Genomic DNA, 17276 nt, shown 5'->3' on the forward strand with positions numbered 1-17276 from the left:
CACTCAGGGCGCATCTGGGAGCAGGCGGCCATCGCCTGCGGTCATGAACTGAGCCCAGCCATCCAGGGATTGGAACGTCTCGCGTTCCGTGCCGGTCAGCCAGCATTGGGCGCGCAGCGCCTGTAATTCGGCAAAGAGGGCATCGCGCCGATGGCGGTCGAGATGAGCTGCCACTTCATCCAGCAGCAGCACCGGGGCCTCGCCGCGCCGCTTGGTCGAAAGCCGCGCCTCGGCCAGGATGATTGCCACCAGCAGCGCCTTCTGCTCGCCGGTCGAGCAATCGCCGGCACGCAGGGGCACCCCACCTAGATGGCGACCCGAGAGCGTCACCACAAGGTCCGACCGGTGCGTGCCCCATTGGGTGACGCCGCTTTCGGCATCTGTCTGGCGGGCGGTGGCAAGGCGTGATTTCAGCAGATCCTCGGCTTCCAGCGCCGGCATCGTATCGAGCGAGGCCTCGACCGCGCCGGCGACGGCGAGGTCGGCCTGTGGGAACGGCCCCACGGCCTCGGCCATGGCAGCGTTGAGGCTGGCGCTGGCATCGAGCCTGGCCGCTGCGATGGCGATGGCTTGTGCCGCCATCTCGGCTTCAAGGCCCGAGAGCCAGGCATTCATGTCGCCACCGGGTGTCGATGGCCCTTCGCCGCGCAGCAGCCGGGCCCGCTCGCGCATCGCCTGTTCATAGGCAGCCACACGGGCGGCATGGGCCGGATCGAGGCCATAGACCAGCCGGTCGAGGAAGCGGCGGCGCGACGAGGTGGCTTCGCTGAACAGCCGGTCCATCTGCGGGGTGAGCCACAGCACGGTCAGGATCTCGGCAAAGCTCGCCTGGCTGCGGACATTGGCGCCGTTGATGCGCGAGATGCGTCGTTCGCGACCTGTCTGTGCCTGGGCCAGCGGATCGCGGCCGGTGCCCAGCGCATGTTCACCGCCACGGCCCTGATAGCGCGCATGGACCGCCCAGGCGATGCCGCCTTGGCGTGCGAAACTTTCCTGCGTGTCGGCTGACTGAGCCGCCGCGTGATTGCCGGCATTGCGGAATTCGATCTCGGCAATGGTCGCCTGCCGCAGGCCGGAGCCGGGCGAGAGGTAGGAGAGTGCTTCGAGGAGATTGGTCTTGCCGGCGCCATTGTGACCCGTGAGCACGATCGCGCCCAGGCCCCGGTCGAGCCCGGTCTCGATGCCGATCTCGCGGTAATTGCGGAACGACGTCAGCGAGAGATACGAAAATCCGTTCGCCACCTGCGTATCCTGGTGTGGCGTGATATGGGCGATGTCGGTTCCGCGCTCGGCGACCGCCATTGCCTCACACACGCATCGGCATCAGCACATAGAGTGCCTGAGCGTCCGCCATGTCGCGCAACAGAGTGGGGGCCACGGAATCAGCAAGCTTCAATTCCAGACCCTCGCCCTCGATCTCGTCGGCGACATCCAAAAGATATTTCGAATTGAAGCCGATCTCCATCGCCTGGCCGTCATACTTGACCTCGATCTCTTCCGATGCACTGCCGTTTTCGGCGCTGGTGGCGGAGAGGGTGAGGGTGCCGGGCTTCAGGCTGAGCTTCACGGCACGCGATTTTTCGCTGGAAATGGTCGAGACGCGGTCGACTGCGTCACGGAATTCCTTGCGGTCCACTTCCAGCACCTTGTCGTTGGCGGTGGGAATGACGCGCTGATAGTCCGGGAAGGATCCGTCGATCAGTTTCGAGGTAAGCACCACATCGGCAAAGGCAAAGCGAATGCGGCTGTCGGAGAGCGAGACGTCGACCGCACCCTCGAAATCCTCGATGAGCTTGCGCACCTCGTTGACCATCTTGCGGGGCACGATGACGCCGGGGATGCTCTCGGCGCCTTCGGGGAGCGGCATCTCGACCCGCGCCAGGCGGTGGCCGTCGGTCGCCACGGCGCGCAGGCTGGTCTGCTTGCCGGCGGCATAGGCATGGACATAGATGCCGTTGAGGTAATAGCGGGTCTCTTCCGTCGAGATCGCGAACTTGGTGCGATCGATGAGCCCCTTGAGGTCGGCAGCGGAGAGCGGGAATTTGTGCGGCAGGTCGCCGGCATGGATGGCCGGGAAATCTTCCTTGGGGAGCGTCGCCAGGGCAAAGCGCGAGCGGCCGGCCTTCACGGTCACCTGCTGGCCGTCGGCGGCGARCTCGATCTGCACCTGGGCGCCGTCGGGCAACTTGCGGACGATGTCGTGGAGCGTATGGGCCGGGACCGTGGCAGCACCGGGGGCGCTGATATCGGCGGCCACCTTCTCAACCACCGCCAGATCCATATCCGTGGCGGTCAGCGACAATTGGCCGTCCTTGGCCTCAGCCAGCACGTTGGACAGGATGGGAATGGTGTTGCGGCGCTCGACAACGCTCTGCACATGCCCCAATGCCTTGAGCAGGAGGGTCCGTTCGATGGTCAGTTTCATGGCCTAACTCAACCCTGTTTCTGGCCGCTGGCGGTAGCCTCCAATCGGGGCGGAACGCCCCAGATTCGAGTTCCGACGCCGTCGGTCCGATCTTTTCCACCTTGCCTGAAGGTCCCCCGCGCCCCGAGTAGCCGGCGGGCGGAAATAGCCGAATCGGCCTCTGGTTTCCAGCAAGTCAGGGATTATAGCAGGTTAGGACCGGGGCAACAGGGTTTTATGGCCCCGGGCGGGGGCCGGCGACCCCCGGCAACCCCGCAGAAATCCTGGATAAAGCGCCCCCAGAATCAGGGCGAAACACCCGGTCGAATCTGGGTCGAAAATCAGCCTTCCAGCATGCGCTTGAGAAGATCGATATCCTCGGCAAAGGAGATGTCGCCAGTGGCCAGTTCCTCGACCTTTTTCACGGCATGCATCACCGTCGTATGGTCGCGCCCGCCGAAGGAACGGCCGATATCGGGGAGCGACTTGGTGGTGAGCTGTTTCGCCAGATACATGGCGATCTGGCGGGGGCGCGAGACCTGGCGGGCGCGCCTCGGTGAACTCATGTCGGCAAGCTTGATGTTGTAATGCTCGGCGACGCGGCGCTGGATCTCTTCGATCGTGACCGACCGGTCGTTGGCGCGCAGCAGATCCTTGAGCAGCTCCTGGGCCGATTCCACCGAGACCGGGCGGCCGACCAGAGTTGCGTGGGCGATGATCCGGGTGAGCGCCCCTTCCAGCTCGCGCACATTCGACGAGATGCGGTGCGCCAGGAATTCGAGCACCTTGGAGGGAATCGTGATCGGCGCCTGCTCGGCCTTTGCCTGCAGGATGCCAAGGCGCAGTTCGTAGGTCGTGGGATGGATATCGGCGACCAGGCCCCAGCCGAAGCGGGTGCGCATGCGCTCTTCCAGTCCCTGGAGGTCCGAAGGCGATTTGTCGGCCGACAGCACGACCTGCTTGTTCTGGTCAAAGAGCGCGTTGAAGGTGTGGAAGAATTCTTCCTGTGTCGATTCCTTGCCGATGATGAACTGCACGTCATCGACCATCAGCACATCGACCGAGCGGAACAATTCCTTGAACGCCATGGTGTTCTTGTTCCGCAGCGCCCGGATGAACTGGTACATGAATTTTTCGGCCGAGAGATAGATCACCCGCTTTTGCGGCTGCTTCTTCTTGATGTGATGGGCGATCGCATGCATCAGGTGCGTCTTGCCGAGGCCGACACCACCATAAAGAAACAGCGGATTGAACGGCACAACATCGGATTCAGCCACACGCAGGGCAGCTGCATGCGCCAGTTCGTTGGACTTGCCGACCACGAAATTGTCGAAGGTGAGGCGGGGATCCAGCGTCGCACTCACTTCGGCAAGACCATCGGTTTCGACCGTATTGGCAGAGGCAAAGCTGCTTGCGGCTTCGGCCACCGGCTGTACCTGCGTGTCGGCGCCCGCGAAATCTTCCAAGGCCGCATCGTCACTGGCCTGATCGGCGACGGCTTCACGGCTGTCGACAATGACTTCGACCGAGCGGATCTCCGGGCATTCGCTGCTCCACAGCGCCATGATCCGGTCGGCGTAATGCGTCGCCACCCAATCGCGCATGAATCGCGACGGGACGGCCACGCGCAAATCCTGGCCGCGGCGACCGGCCAAGGTCAGGGGCTTCAGCCACGAGCGGAAGGTCGCTTCGCCGAACTCGGCGCGCAGGCGACCGCGCACACGGGCCCATTGCGCATTGAGGAGCGAATCGCTGCCCGCTTCGATCATGACCTTGCCCCCGATACCGCCCAGATTCACATCGTCATTCCGGCTCATGATGCTGCTCATCAGTCCTGCACCCAGGGAAGATCAGCGGCCTTCCAGCCGTTGGCGCGGCCGCGATGGCTGCTGGCATCCTTGTCGCCCTCGAATCCGCCGCTGACATTGAAGCAGGGGCCGACGCCGGCCTCGGTCAGGGCAATGGCTGCCGCCCGCGACCGCGCGCCGGAACGGCACAGGAAATAGAGCGGGCCGGATTGGTCGCCCAGCTGCGCCTTCACCTTGCCGGCAAAATCCGGGTCGACCGCCATGTTCGGATAGACCTGCCAGGAGGTCAGGACGACCTTCTTGCCGATCGGGGACAGGTCGGGAATGCCGACAAAGCTCCATTCCGGCTGGGTACGGACGTCGATGAGGCGTGCGGTGGGATCTTTGACGAGGGCTTCCCAGGTGGTTTGCGGCGTCACATCGCCTGCATAGGTGCCAGTCTTGCTCATAATGTCATACCCCCGACAATCATCGATTCCGCCACCGCATAGGCATCACGCGCCAAAAGGCGGCGTGGCACCCGGATCGGCGGCGGTCTTAATAATTAACTTAAGCCCGGCCGCCGAACCTGTTGGGATCGGGTGAGTAAGGCTGCAACCAATGCGCGATTATTCCATGAAGGCGCGCAATGTAACCGTGACTTGGTTGCCACAGGTGAGAGTGGGGGAAAATGGACGCTGCGAAGGGGCCAGATCGGTCTGATCTAGCGGCTTTTCGGCGTTCACTGGCGCGCATGGTGGAGAGACCACCAATGCTTTGGCAAGAGAACTGATGAAACGTGTCGTCACGCATCATAGGTCTTTGTTTTTTATAGCTAATTTTCCCGTGATCGAGCTCTTTCCGAGCCCCGGCCAACGCCCTGTCTCGTGGCCGGATCGAACTGTACGCGCGCCTTTTAAGGCATGCAACAAGTCCGAATCGAGAACAATAGGGAATCGACTCTTGGCACCCCTGCTGTTGCCGAATCGTCACAGATTCAACAGCACAAATAGACCTATTCATTACAACGGATGGTGGCGCTGAGCGCGGACAGGCACAAACGATAACCGCGGCCTTCTGGTGAGGGCCGCGGCTTACGCGATAACTCCCAGACCCTTACGGGTCCCGGCTGAGTCTGTGTCTTAGGCCAGCGTGCGAAGACGCTTGGTCAGGCGCGACATTTTGCGGGCGGCGGTGTTCTTGTGCACCACGCCGGTCACCACGCCGCGCGCCAATTCCGGCATCGCTGCCTTAAGGGCTGCTTCGGCTTCGGCCTTGTTGCCGCTGGCGATGGCCACTTCGGCCTTCTTCACGGCCGACTTCATGCGGCTGTTGTTGGTGCGGTTGCGCGCCGTGGCGACAACGGCCTGACGAATGCGCTTTTCCGCGGATTTATGATGAGCCATGGGGCAATACCTGCTTTGAAACGTAAGAAAATGCTGTTGGCGGCGGGTTATACAGAGGGGATGGGGGCCCGTCAACCAGTGCCGTGACCGGGCCTTTGCGGGCCGGTCCCAGGCCCCCATATAGGCCACGACAATAGTGTGTGCCCTGCGCTGACTGCAGGGGCCGATCCTACTGAAATCATTGGACTTGGGGCCAGCCCACCGGCATAACCAAGCAAGATTCACCCAGGACGCCCGTAAAGAAGACGGCAAAGATGACGGCAATGACGGCAGTTCCGTTCCTCAAGATGCATGGCCTCGGCAATGATTTTGTCGTGCTGGATGCGCGTCGGCAGAAGCTGACCTTGTCGGAACAGCAGCGCCGGCGCTTGGCGGACCGGCATCTGGGTGTCGGTTTCGACCAGATGGTGACGCTGGAAAATCCGGTGACCCCGGGGGCAGACGTCTTCATGCGCCTCCACAATGCCGACGGATCGGAAGCCCGGGCCTGCGGCAATGCCACCCGCTGTATCGCGGCGCGGATCATGGGTGAAAAGGCCGCCAATGGTAAGGGCGGAGCTCATGCGGTGATCGAAACCGTTTCGGGCCTGCTGCCCGCCGAAGCGCTGCCCAATGGTCACATTGCGGTGGATATGGGGCCGGCCAATCTCGATTGGGCCGAGATCCCGGTGGCGTCGGCCTGCGACACGCTGCACATGCCGGTTTCTTTGGGGGCGCTCTCCGATCCGGTCGGTGTCAATGTGGGGTCGAGCCACGCGGTCTTCTTCGTGCCAGACGTCAATGCGATCGACCTGCCGGTCATCGGACCGCAGCTGGAAAACCATCCCTTCTTCCCCAAGCGCGCCAATATCGAATTCGTGGAGATCCTCTCGCCGGACCGCATGCGCATGCGGGTCTGGGAGCGCGGCGCCGGCATCACGCTGGCCTGCGGCTCGGGCGCCTGTGCCACGTTGGTGGCCGCAGCTCGGCGTGGCCTCAGCAGCCGCAAGGGCGAGGTCATCGTCGATGGCGGCACGCTCACCATCGAATGGCTGGAAAACGGCCATGTGCGCATGACCGGTCCCTGGACCCTGTCCTATGAAGGGGTGATCGATCTGGACAGTCTCGTGAACGGGTCCGGTCTCGCAAACGGCCATGGCTGAGGAAACCGTCACACCCGTCATCGACACCGCGATCCCCGGCCAACCGCAGCTGGTGACGTTCGGCTGCCGCTTGAATGCGTTTGAGAGCGAAGTCATCCGCAATCACGCCACCGCTGCCGGATTGAACGATGCCATCATCATCAATACCTGCGCCGTCACCTCGGAAGCTGAGCGCCAGGCGCGCCAGGCGATCCGCAAGGCGCGCCGTCTCAACCCGGCGGCCCGCATCATTGTGACGGGCTGTGCCGCGCAGATTTCGCCGGAGAAGTTCGCGGCGATGGACGAAGTCGATGCCGTCCTCGGCAATGAAGAGAAGCTGAAGGCAGAGAGCTTTGCAGCACTCAGCCTCTCGCATGAACCACATGTCGCGGTCGCCGACATCATGACGGTGACGGAAACGGCGCCGCATCTTATTTCTGGTTTCGCCGCAAGAGCCCGCGCCTTTGTCGAGATCCAGCAGGGCTGCGATCACCGCTGCACCTTCTGTATCATCCCGTTCGGCCGCGGCAACAGCCGCTCGGTACCGACCGGCGCCATCGTCGATCAGATCCGCCAGCTGGTTGCCAACGGCGTCCGTGAAGTGGTGCTGACCGGTGTCGACATCACATCATATGGCGGTGATCTGCCGGGCAATACCGGCCTTGGCGCGCTCACGCGCCGGATCCTGACCCTGGTGCCGGAATTGCCGCGCCTGCGTCTCTCCTCCATCGACGTGGTCGAGGTGGATGACGAACTCCGCCGCCTCATCATCGCCGAAGAAAGGCTGATGCCGCACCTTCATCTGTCGCTGCAGGCCGGTGATGACATGATCCTGAAGCGCATGAAGCGCCGCCACAGCCGCGACGATGCGATCCGCTTTACCTCGGAGATGCTGGCGGCACGGCCCGATCTGGTATTCGGTGCCGATCTCATTGCCGGCTTCCCGACCGAGACCGATGCGATGTTCGAGAACTCGCTGCGTCTTGTTGAAGATTGCAATCTTACCTTCCTGCATGTCTTCCCCTATTCCGCCCGCAGTGGGACACCGGCCGCGAAGATGCCGCAGGTCCCAGGGCCGGTGCGCAAGGCGCGCGCCCAGGCCCTGCGTGAACGCGGCCTCGCCGCCCAACGTGCCTATTTTGCCCGGCAGTTCGGTGCTGCCACGCGCGTCCTCGTGGAAAAGTCGGAGGGCAACTTCGCCTTCGGCCATAGCGACCATTTTGCACCCGTGTCGCTGGGTTTCAGCGCCGTCCCGGGCAGCATCATCGACACCCGTATCAATGGGGCGACAGACGAGCATCTCACCGCCATCGCCGCATGAGTCTTTTTCGCAGTTCCGATCATTCATGACCGACAGCACGACACCTGAGAAGCGGGGCTGGTTCCAGCGCCTGAAATCCGGCCTCAGCCGTTCCTCCGCCAAGCTCACCGACAGTCTCACGGGCCTCTTCACCAAGCGGAAGCTCGACCGTGCTCTGCTTGATGAGCTGGAGGAGGCGCTGATTGCCGCCGATCTCGGCCCGGCCACGGCGGCGAAGCTCACGGCGGCCCTCGCGAAGGATCGCTTCGACAAGGAAGTGACATCTGAGGAAGTGCGTGAACTCTTTGCTGACGAGATCGCCACCATCCTGGAACCGGTGGCAAGACCGCTCACCATCGCCGCGCACCGACCGCATGTCGTGCTGGTTGTCGGTGTGAATGGCTCCGGCAAGACCACCACCATCGGCAAGCTCGCGCGGCTCTATCAGGGCCAGGGCAAGAAGGTCATGTTGGCCGCTGGCGATACGTTTCGCGCCGCTGCCGTCGAGCAATTGAAAATCTGGGGTGAGCGCGCTGGCGTGCCCGTCATCGCCCGCGGCGAAGGTGCCGATCCAGCCGGCCTCGCCTTCGATGCACTGACCGACGCCAAGGCGCAGGGCATCGATCTTCTTCTCATCGACACCGCTGGTCGCTTACAGAATAAGGCGGGGCTGATGGAGGAATTGGCCAAGATCGTCCGCGTGATCAAGAAGGTCGATCCCGCAGCCCCGCATGATTGCCTGCTGGTCCTCGACGCTACGGTGGGCCAGAACGCACATTCTCAGGTCGATATTTTCAAGCAGATCTGCCAGGTGACGGGCCTGGTCGTCACCAAGCTGGATGGTTCGGCCAAAGGTGGTGTGCTGGTGGCGCTCGCTGAGCGCTTCGGGCTGCCGGTCGTGGCCATCGGCGTCGGCGAAGGCCAGGACGATCTCAAGCCCTTCGCAGCTCAGGAATTCGCACGCTCGCTGATGGATGTCGCATAGCCGACCCGGCGCAAGGCGAAGGTGGCGCGTCCGGCCGATTTGGCTTCATAGAGCGCGATATCGGCTTCCTTCAACATCTGCTGGGCACTGAGATCCGGCTGGTTGATCAGTGCGATGCCGATGCTGGTGGTGACGGTGATCGCGGCACCGCCCCATTCAACGGGAGTCAGCATGCGGGTGAGCAGCGTGTTGGCGATACGCTTGGCTGAATCCTCGCCGTCGCGGGCGGTCAGCAGAATGACGAATTCGTCGCCGCCCAACCGTGCCACCTTGTCCGAATTGCGCACGATGGCGCGGACGCGCTCGGCAAAGATCTTGAGCACGCCGTCGCCGGCATCATGCCCCATGCGGTCGTTGATCTGTTTGAAACGATCGATGTCGAGATAGAGAACAGCGCCGCTGATATCGCCACCCTTCCAGTGCAGAGCTTCCTCGTTCATCGCCGCCATCATGGCGCGCCGGTTGAGAAGGCCGGTCAATGGATCGGTGGCGGCCTCGGTGCTCAGATGCTGTTCGCGCTTGTGACGCTCCGTGATATCCCAGCCAATGGCGTAGAAGCCCATCACCTTGCCGTCGGCGCGGATCTCGGGAATATAGCGCTGCTCGATATAGCGCCGTTCACCCTGCGCAATCAGGGGGCGGACAAAGGTGACTTCCTGGCCTTTCAAGGCTTTCTCAAGATAGGGCTTCACGACCTCGTAAATCTCGGCTTCGACCACGTCCTCGATCGTCCGTCCGATGATGGCATCCGGCTCGACGCCAAAGACGTCCTGATACTCCTTGTTGCAATAGGCATAGCGTTCCTGGCGGTCGATGAAAGACACCAGTGCCGGCATCGCATCGGTCAATGAGCGCAGCAAAGTGGCGTAGCGCTCCATTTCATCATGGGCATATTTGATCTGCGCCTGGGTCCCGGTCAGTTGGTTCAGCAGCTCGGCAAGCTCGTTCTCACGTTCCTTCTGGCTGGTAATATCGGTGGCCGCGCCGACCAGGCGGTGGATCTTGCCGTCTTCGCCGCGGATACCGGTGGCACGGTTGCTCAAATAGACGAGTTGCCCGTTCTTGTGGCGGAAGCGCTGGATGTTTTCGATCCGGTCGCAGCGCCCGGCCTCATAGTCGAAGAACTGCGCCGTTGATGCCGCATGGTCTTCCGGCAGCATGCGGCTCTTCCAGAACTGGATGTCGTTGGGAAACTCATCGTCGCGGTAGCCGAGCAATGCCTTGAAGCGCGGCGAAAACCAGGCGGCGCCGGTCACGGGGCTATAGTCCCAGATGCCGTCCTGGCTGCCGGCGATGGCCAAGGCAAAGCGCTCTTCGCTGCGACGCAATGTTTCCTGGGTTTCGCGCTGGTCGGTCACGTCGCGGAACACGACCACGCCACCTTGGATGGCGCCCGCGGTATCGCGCAAGGGCCGGCCGCTGGCGCTCAGCAAGCGGGCGCGCTGATTGGCCTGGTTGTGGACCAGTATTTCCACATCGTTGGTTTCTTCGCCCCTGATGGCGCGCACCAAGGGCATTTTCTCGGGATCGAACAACGCCTGCCGGTTGGGGGTGAAGACACCGAACTTGTCGGGCCATTCTTCTGAGGGCGTGTCGTTGGCGGCGACGCCGGCAAGGGCCATGGACATCGGGTTGACCATGATGATCTTGCCTTCGGCATCGACCACCGTGACGCCTTCGCTCATGGAATTGAAGATCGCCTCGAACAATTGCGTCTGCTCGTGGAGGCGCTTTTGCAGCGCCAGCCGCTGATCCTCGCGGTGAAGCACGATGCCCAGCAGCGCCATGCCGAGCGGTATGACGAAATAGACCGGGATGGCCGCCCGCAACGCCAGCGCCACGGTGGCACTGGGGTGGAGCAGCATGAACCAGACGAAACCCTGGCTGACCACGGCAACGCCCAGGGCCAGGAGCGGCAGCAGGCCGAACTTGAATTGTCCGCGGTGGGAGAGGGTGGCAAAGGCAATGCCTAAAAGGCCGGCGGAGATGGACCCGAAGACGCTGGCGAGCGCGCCACCACCACCCAGCCACAGGCGATAGAAGATGACGCAGGCGACGGTAACGGCGGTGGCGATCGGGCCGCCGAAGACGCCCACCAAGCCCGTCATCACGCTGCGCCCATCGACGGCAACACCGGGGGCCAGCACGATATTGTTCGACATGGCCAGCAAGGCGCCGATACCGAAGGCGATGCCGATCGCCAGGTCACGAATTCTATTGTCGACGATAGTGACGCGCGCAATGGCGACATAGCCGGCCGCTACCAGGGCGAACAGGCTGACATTCTGCAGTAGCTGGAAAATGATGGCGCCGATGGAGGCCACCGGATAATTCCCCGTCAAACACGCTGAAATACGGTGTCAGATTAAGGGGCTTAAGCTTAGTGCAAGGTTAATAACCGGGCGCTTTTGCGACGAACCGGCATTTGGATGCGGAAAACAGCCGATTTGCGCTGGCGAAGAAAACTTATGGGAGATTTCTCGCGACGCTTTGCATGTTAGAGGGGAGCTGTGGATTTGAAGGCGGCACAAGCCAGGCGGGCGCCGGCACCGCCGATCGGCTGCGACTGGTAATCGTCGGGTGCGGCGTGAAGGACGATGGCGAAACCGTCCGCATCGTTGAGCATGATGCCCTTATTGCCCTTGGTGAGTGATGCCAGTGTCGAATAGAGCTCGACCGCCAGCGTGCCGTCGCTACCGACATGGACGTTCGGGAGATCGCCGGAATCATTCGCTTTGGCATTGAGCAGGCCATGGACAATTTTGGCGCCGGCATGCACATGGCCGCCCGCACTGGCGAATTTGGGATCCGAGCAGTCGGCCTTTTCGTGAAAATGCAATCCGTGCCAGCCGGCGGGCAAGCCGGAAGCCTCGATATGCACAAGGACGCCTTTCGGTGCCGCGGTCACGGTCACGCTGCCGAAATTGACGCCTTCGGCGCCCTGCAGCATGGCCTCGACGCTGTGCGGTGTCTCGGCAAAGGCAGCGGTGGACAGAAAAAGCATCGCTGCCAGCGAAACCAGACCAGATCGGCGCATCATCATCTCCTTAAGACATCGACTTCTAGACGTCGGCTTCGCAGGTTGTTCGTGCGGCATGTTACCGTGTTTGCCGCCGAACGCAGCGTCGATATTGTCGCAGTTGACTTGCGGGACGCTGTCCGGCTGGCATTCTCATCCTTTCCGGCGGACTCTTGCTGTGCTGGTCAGGGAACCCCATTTCGAGGTGCGGGTTTCAGTTGGCGTCCACACTCCTGAGGTACGAGAAGATCATGAATTGGATTCAGTGCGCAGCATGCTTAATGGTTTTGGGCGCCTCCAGCGCCATGGTGGTGCCGGCAGCAGCGCAGGAGGAAATCGGCGCGGTCTCGACGACCTTCCGCATGATGAGTCCCAACGACAAGGTGGTCATCGAACGCTATGACGATCCCAAGGTCGAGAATGTATCATGCTATCTCAGCCGGGCAGAGACCGGCGGCTGGAGCGGTGCCGTGGGCCTTGCCGAAGATCCCAGCCGCTTTTCCATCGCCTGCCGCGCTGTTGGCCCCACCAAGATCACCGGCAAGATCCCGACCGACAAGGATGGCGAGGTCGTGTTTTCCGAAAGCTCCTCTGCCTTGTTCAAGGAGTTGCGCATCAGCCGCTTCCTCGATGCCGAGAAGAACGTCCTCGTTTATCTCGTCTGGTCGACCAAATTGATCGATGGATCACCCTATAATTCGATCTCGGTCGTGCCGCTGAACTAAGGGTCCTGTCTATCGTTTACCCGCGACCTATGCGGTTTTATCTATGCCCCCATCGAAACAAGCGATTGGGCAGGGCGTCATGCATCTGTCATGGTCGCGGGCATCATGCATACACTCTCTTTCTCCATGACATTGCTCGTTCTGCTGGCTGCCGTGATGCATGCCAGCTGGAACGTGATGGTCAAGATCGGCAACGACACGCTGCTCAACATGGGCCTGACCATGGGTCTGGCGGGCCTCATCGCCGTCCCGTTCCTGTTCTTCACCGACGTGCCGGAACCGGCCAGCTGGATCTATCTGCTGGGATCGCTGCTGACACATCTCGGCTACTATCTGTTTCTGGTCCTCGCCTACCGTCATGGCGAGCTGAGCCAGGTCTATCCGATCGCGCGCGGCTCGGCGCCGCTGCTGGTGGCGGTATCGGCCTGGGTCCTGCCGCCCTATGAGATTCTGGCGGTCTGGCAGATGGCGGGGGTCGCCGCCATTTCCATCGGCATTCTCAGCCTCTCGGTCGAAAAGCCGCTGGCCGGCAAGCATAAATGGGAACCGGTCGCCTTTGGCCTTCTCACCGGTGTCTGCATCATGGGCTATATGCTGTGCGACGGCCTCGGTGTCCGCCATGCCGGGACTACGGAGGCGCAGCAATTCGGCTATATCGCCTGGCTGTTCGCGCTCGATGCGCCCATGCTGGTGCTGTTCTGCCTGTGGCGGCGTGGCATGCGGCCGGCCTTCAGCTATTGGTCGGGTGCCTGGAAGCTGGGTCTGGCGGGGGGATCGCTCTCGGCCGGCGCCTATGCCATTTCGATCTTCGCGATGAAGGACGGCGCCTTTGCCCAGGTCAGCGCCCTGCGCGAGACCAGCGTCATCTTCGCCGCCATCATGAGCGCCTTCCTGTTGAAGGAAAAGTTCCGCAAGCGGCGCTATGCGTCGGTGAGCCTGGTCGCCCTGGGGGCCGTCCTCCTCCACTGACAGTCCTTGATCCAGATCGCGCGTGCCCTTGGTCGGACCTGCGCCCTGATCTTCGATTCGGGAAATTTTATGCACCCCCAGAAATCCAGGGATCGTTTGACCCGCTGCGGTGTTATGGCGCCGCGTCTGGGTGGTAGCCGGACTGGCTCGTAGGGGCCAAGGTAAGCCGCCTCCCTTGGTGAATCTGGATTTAGTCCTAATTTCCGGATGTGTAGCGGGCTAAGCGCGGTGGGCTAAGCGTTGGGGGCGGAACATGGCCACGTCGGGTCTGGAGTTTGGAATCATTGACCGTTTTGCGCGGCGGCCGGAGACGTCTGCGCCGCCATCGCGCACAGACCCTCAATCGGCACTGTCCTACGAAGGCTATCTCCGGGTCAAAAATGGGATCAGCGATAGCGTGCTCATGGCCGCTGGCCTGCCACCTGCCCGAGACTTGTCCTACGAAGCCTATCTGGCGGCCTTCGGTGGGAAGTCGCAGCCGGCCCAATCCGAACAGCCCGCCTCTGGCCCTGCCGCGTCCCGCTTGCTTGCGATCGGCATAGCCAAGGCCGATGGCGCCTTGCAGGAGGCAGCCGACCGGAGCATCAGCGCTGCGCAACGTGGGGCAGCCGCGATCGCGACCCTCGCCGTTCGCGCGGTAGCCGAGCTGGCGCAGCCGGGCCGCCATCGGCAAGTTCTCGCTGTCGGAATCGGTGCGGCGACGCTTGTGGGCGCCTTGCTGATCGCAACGATCTATGACGGCCAATCTAGCCCGCCGGTGACCGCGGTCCAACCGGCTATGGCGCAGGTGATTGCCCCGGCCCAGCCGCCAGCCGCCCAGCCGCCAACCACCATGCCGCTGCCGGAAAGTGTTGCCTCCGACACGGACGATCTGCCGCCAATACCGATCGCGGTGGCGCTGACCCCGGGGAGCGACACACAGGCGGCGTTGCCGGCATCGTTACTGGCGGCACCGCCCATGGATCCGTTGCCGGCCCTGTCAGCGGATTTCATCACGCCGTCGCAATCCGAGATCCCGGAAGGTCCGGCCGCGCTGGCAGCCACGAAGGCGGATAGCATGCAGATATCGGCTGATCTCAAGGATCAGGAAAAGCCGGCAACCTTGCCGGCGATTTCTGTAGCGACCGTGGATCCGGCAGTGGAATTGCTGCCTGTGATCAAACCCTCTGCCAGGGCCAGCGATCCTGCAAAAGCCAATGGGACGGCTGCTAAACCGGCGCCGACTGGTGCGCAGAAATCCGCAGCGACGTCCACCGCAAAGGCGCCGAAGCCGGTTACCAGGAAACAATCCATCCTGCCGTCCTTCCTGGAGGATTTGTTCGACGATCTGGGGCAGATGACGACGTCGGCCAATGGGCCCGGCAAAAGCCGCTTCCCAGGCAGTGGAGATCCGGACAAGAAGGGCTACGGTTCAAACGACTGATCGTCGGAGTGGGGCGCGTCGTCAATCAGCTGTTGCGGCCGCCACAACGAGCTCCGACGGCAACAGGACCCGGACGCAGGTTCCCTGACCCACCACGCTGCTGATGGTCACGGTCCCGCCATGCGGCTCCACCAGCGACCGCACCAGTGCGAGGCCCAGCCCGGCACCTTGGAACTTCCGTTGATAGACATTGTCGAACTGCACGAAAGGCTGCATCAGCTTAGGCAAATGCTCAGCGGCAATTCCGATGCCGGTGTCGGCCACCGACAGTTCGATTTCGCCGGCGGCCGTGCGTTGCAGGGAAACGGTGATGCGGCCATCGCGCGGGGTGAATTTCACGGCGTTTGAGATGAGGTTGAAGAGGATGCGGCGAATGGCCAGTGCGTCGGCGCGCACATTCGGAAAGTCCGGCGATATGACCGTCTCCAGATGCAGCCCGGCGGCTTCTGCCTGCGTCGTCATGATGCGCACGACGGCCAGAACGATCTCGTCAAGCGGCAGCGCCTGCATCTGCAGTTCCATCTTGCCAGCTTCGACTTTTGCAAGGTCAAGGATGGTGTTGATGATGCCAAGCAGGTGCCGGCCGCTGGCATTGATGTCGCCCGCATAGCCGCGGTAATGCTCGTTGCCGATCGGCCCCAGCATCTCGCTCTCGATCATCTCAGAGAGGCCGATAATGGCATTGAGCGGTGTCCGCAATTCATGGCTCATATTGGCGAGGAAGTCGCTTTTTGCCGTATTGGCGAGTTCCGCCTGCTTGATCGCCTCGCGGAGGGCGAGCTCGGCGTGGACTTGGGCGGTCACACTGCGCCCGACACCACGATAGCCGAGGAAGGCCCCCGCGCCATCGAAGACCGGCTTGCCGCTGGTCGAGACATAGCCCAGCGCATTGCCGGCCAGCCGAATCTGATAGGTGAAGTCGCGGAACGATTCGCGCCAGTCGAGGGATTGGAAATGCAGCCGCCACTTTTCCGGATCCTGCTCCAGATCGGTTGCGGCATCCCAGCGCCGCTGGCCAATCAGGTCCGCCGTGATAACGCCAAAATCGGCGACGCGGTCCGAGAGATAGGTGAAGCGGTGGTCCGGCCCGGTTTCCCAGAACCAGTCCGAGGCCGTTTCCGCATAGTCGCGGAAGCGATGTTCGCTTTCCCGTAGGGCGGTCTCCGCGCGCCGGCGGGCAAGGTTGTCGCGCGCCAGTTCCTGATTGGCGGCGCGCAGATCGTCATAGGCGTTGCGCAGGCGGGCATAGACACTGTTGAAGGCACTGACAACTTGATCAAGTTCGTCGGGTGTCGGTGGCGCCGGCCGCTGCAGCGTCAGCGGTGTCGACTCCCGCCTTGGATCGAAAACACTGAGCGCGCCAGCCATGGATGCGAGATGCCGGGTGACGAGATTGTGCAACATGTAAAGGATGAAGAGCGATACCAGGAAGGTCTTGGTGCCCTGGCTGACCAGAATCACGACCGCCTTGTTCACCAGCTCGCGATAGATCCCGGTCAGTGTCGCTTCGACATAGAGCGTACCGATGGTGAGGTTGGTCCCGCGTACCGCATAGGTGAGCGGAAATTTGCGCGCGATCACGGAATGTGTTTGCGGCTGTCCGACTGCCACCTGCAGTGAATTGCCGCGGTCGGTGGATTCACGCACCTCCACGGCGCTGATATCCGGCAGGCGCAGGATACCTTCGAGCTGCAGAGCGAGCTGTCGTTCGTCGAGCTGCCACAGGCTTTCGCCGATACTGGCAAGATGGCTGTGCTCGATCTCATTGAGGCGCTGGTCGATGATGCTGACATCGCGGCGATAGTCGAGATAGAGCTGCATCGTGGTGAGAACAAGAGTCACGGCCGAACTGAACAGGACCACGCGGATCAGAAGCCGCGCACCGATTCCGCGCCTTACGCGATCCACAGGAGAGGGCTGGCTTTTCGCCACCATCGCCTGCGTTGCGCCGCTTTGTCCGTTGCTATCTTTGGTTGCCAATCGCTGCCCAATCCTGCCGCGAACGCCGATCATGAGCGGCTCAGATGAGCCGGCATGGAAATCATAGCATAGTTCTTGATGACATGCGGCTCGAAGGCTCTCATGCGCTGGCAGCGGATTGCGTGCCTATTCTCGGCGGACATGGCAATCCTATCGA

14 protein-coding genes are annotated in these 17276 nt (G+C 62.3%); 6 read left to right on the forward strand and 8 right to left on the reverse strand.

The annotated features are described in order from the left end of the window. Positions 1 to 3: 3 nt before the first annotated feature. The 5 genes from recF to rpsT all read right to left on the reverse strand — a co-directional run bounded on the left by recF (position 4) and on the right by rpsT (position 5597). Entirely contained in the window at positions 4 to 1302 is a 1299-nt protein-coding gene (gene recF, locus AC1DWZ_RS08400; protein ID WP_477168430.1) for a DNA replication/repair protein RecF, read from the reverse strand. A 4-nt stretch (positions 1303 to 1306) separates the two neighbouring features. Continuing rightward, a complete protein-coding gene (gene dnaN / locus AC1DWZ_RS08405) occupies positions 1307 to 2425 on the reverse strand; it encodes a DNA polymerase III subunit beta (protein ID WP_477168431.1) in 1119 nt (372 codons plus the stop codon). Positions 2426 to 2745: 320 nt separating this feature from the next. Next, positions 2746 to 4173: a chromosomal replication initiator protein DnaA gene (dnaA, locus tag AC1DWZ_RS08410; protein WP_477169486.1), complete on the reverse strand. Its 1428-nt coding sequence runs from the start codon at positions 4171 to 4173 to the stop codon at positions 2746 to 2748. 59 nt (positions 4174 to 4232) lie between these two features. Next, positions 4233 to 4661, reverse strand: a complete 429-nt coding sequence (locus tag AC1DWZ_RS08415; protein ID WP_477168432.1) for a rhodanese-like domain-containing protein — start codon at positions 4659 to 4661, stop codon at positions 4233 to 4235. A gap of 672 nt (positions 4662 to 5333) precedes the next feature. Next, positions 5334 to 5597 carry a 30S ribosomal protein S20 gene (gene rpsT, locus AC1DWZ_RS08420; RefSeq protein WP_298681810.1) on the reverse strand — a complete coding sequence of 88 codons (264 nt, stop codon included), beginning with the start codon at positions 5595 to 5597 and terminating at the stop codon, positions 5334 to 5336. 263 nt (positions 5598 to 5860) lie between these two features. Between rpsT and dapF the strand changes: the two genes are divergently transcribed. From dapF to ftsY, 3 genes are read left to right on the forward strand one after another with little or no spacing between them, the layout of a single operon-like run. Then, complete coding sequence (gene dapF / locus AC1DWZ_RS08425; protein WP_477168433.1) at positions 5861 to 6739, forward strand: diaminopimelate epimerase; 879 nt, start codon at positions 5861 to 5863, stop codon at positions 6737 to 6739. After that, positions 6732 to 8039: a tRNA (N(6)-L-threonylcarbamoyladenosine(37)-C(2))-methylthiotransferase MtaB gene (mtaB, locus tag AC1DWZ_RS08430; protein WP_477168434.1), complete on the forward strand. Its 1308-nt coding sequence runs from the start codon at positions 6732 to 6734 to the stop codon at positions 8037 to 8039. The genes dapF and mtaB overlap by 8 nt, the downstream gene beginning before the upstream one ends. 25 nt (positions 8040 to 8064) lie before the next feature. After that, positions 8065 to 9003 (forward strand): signal recognition particle-docking protein FtsY, encoded by a 939-nt coding sequence (gene ftsY, locus AC1DWZ_RS08435; protein WP_477168435.1) that lies wholly within the window; start codon positions 8065 to 8067, stop codon positions 9001 to 9003. On the opposite strand, the gene AC1DWZ_RS08440 is transcribed toward ftsY, so the two are convergent. Together AC1DWZ_RS08440 and AC1DWZ_RS08445 are read right to left on the reverse strand one after the other, a co-directional pair. Then, a complete protein-coding gene (locus AC1DWZ_RS08440; protein WP_477168436.1) occupies positions 8967 to 11327 on the reverse strand; it encodes a diguanylate cyclase domain-containing protein in 2361 nt (786 codons plus the stop codon). The two genes, ftsY and AC1DWZ_RS08440, sit on opposite strands and share 37 nt — an antisense overlap. 173 nt (positions 11328 to 11500) lie before the next feature. Then, the gene (locus AC1DWZ_RS08445; protein ID WP_477168437.1) at positions 11501 to 12040 is read right to left on the reverse strand and encodes a superoxide dismutase family protein; all 540 of its coding nucleotides are present in this window, start codon (positions 12038 to 12040) and stop codon (positions 11501 to 11503) included. A 263-nt stretch (positions 12041 to 12303) separates the two neighbouring features. Between AC1DWZ_RS08445 and AC1DWZ_RS08450 the strand changes: the two genes are divergently transcribed. From AC1DWZ_RS08450 to AC1DWZ_RS08460, 3 genes are all read left to right on the forward strand, one after another. Further along, the gene (locus AC1DWZ_RS08450; RefSeq protein WP_477168438.1) at positions 12304 to 12747 is read left to right on the forward strand and encodes a CreA family protein; all 444 of its coding nucleotides are present in this window, start codon (positions 12304 to 12306) and stop codon (positions 12745 to 12747) included. Between the two features lie 126 nt (positions 12748 to 12873). After that, entirely contained in the window at positions 12874 to 13716 is an 843-nt protein-coding gene (locus tag AC1DWZ_RS08455) for an EamA family transporter (RefSeq protein WP_477168439.1), read from the forward strand. A 253-nt stretch (positions 13717 to 13969) separates the two neighbouring features. Further along, positions 13970 to 15139 (forward strand): hypothetical protein, encoded by a 1170-nt coding sequence (locus AC1DWZ_RS08460; protein WP_477168440.1) that lies wholly within the window; start codon positions 13970 to 13972, stop codon positions 15137 to 15139. Positions 15140 to 15160: 21 nt separating this feature from the next. On the opposite strand, the gene AC1DWZ_RS08465 is transcribed toward AC1DWZ_RS08460, so the two are convergent. After that, the gene (locus AC1DWZ_RS08465) at positions 15161 to 17119 is read right to left on the reverse strand and encodes a sensor histidine kinase (RefSeq protein WP_477168441.1); all 1959 of its coding nucleotides are present in this window, start codon (positions 17117 to 17119) and stop codon (positions 15161 to 15163) included. Positions 17120 to 17276: the final 157 nt, after the last annotated feature.

Source organism: Dongia sp. P2_B8, assembly GCF_056404715.1.

Bases quoted from the DNA above. Each gene is read 5' to 3' on its own strand.
- recF (WP_477168430.1), bottom strand. From the start codon at position 1,302: ATGGCGGTCGCCGAGCGCGGAACCGACATCGCCCATATCACGCCACAC.
- dnaA (WP_477169486.1), bottom strand. From the start codon at position 4,173: ATGATCGAAGCGGGCAGCGATTCGCTCCTCAATGCGCAATGGGCCCGT.
- AC1DWZ_RS08415 (WP_477168432.1), bottom strand. From the start codon at position 4,661: ATGAGCAAGACTGGCACCTATGCAGGCGATGTGACGCCGCAAACCACC.
- rpsT (WP_298681810.1), bottom strand. From the start codon at position 5,597: ATGGCTCATCATAAATCCGCGGAAAAGCGCATTCGTCAGGCCGTTGTC.
- dapF (WP_477168433.1), top strand. From the start codon at position 5,861: ATGACGGCAGTTCCGTTCCTCAAGATGCATGGCCTCGGCAATGATTTT.
- mtaB (WP_477168434.1), top strand. From the start codon at position 6,732: ATGGCTGAGGAAACCGTCACACCCGTCATCGACACCGCGATCCCCGGC.
- ftsY (WP_477168435.1), top strand. From the start codon at position 8,065: ATGACCGACAGCACGACACCTGAGAAGCGGGGCTGGTTCCAGCGCCTG.
- AC1DWZ_RS08445 (WP_477168437.1), bottom strand. From the start codon at position 12,040: ATGCGCCGATCTGGTCTGGTTTCGCTGGCAGCGATGCTTTTTCTGTCC.
- AC1DWZ_RS08450 (WP_477168438.1), top strand. From the start codon at position 12,304: ATGGTTTTGGGCGCCTCCAGCGCCATGGTGGTGCCGGCAGCAGCGCAG.
- AC1DWZ_RS08455 (WP_477168439.1), top strand. From the start codon at position 12,874: ATGACATTGCTCGTTCTGCTGGCTGCCGTGATGCATGCCAGCTGGAAC.
- AC1DWZ_RS08460 (WP_477168440.1), top strand. From the start codon at position 13,970: ATGGCCACGTCGGGTCTGGAGTTTGGAATCATTGACCGTTTTGCGCGG.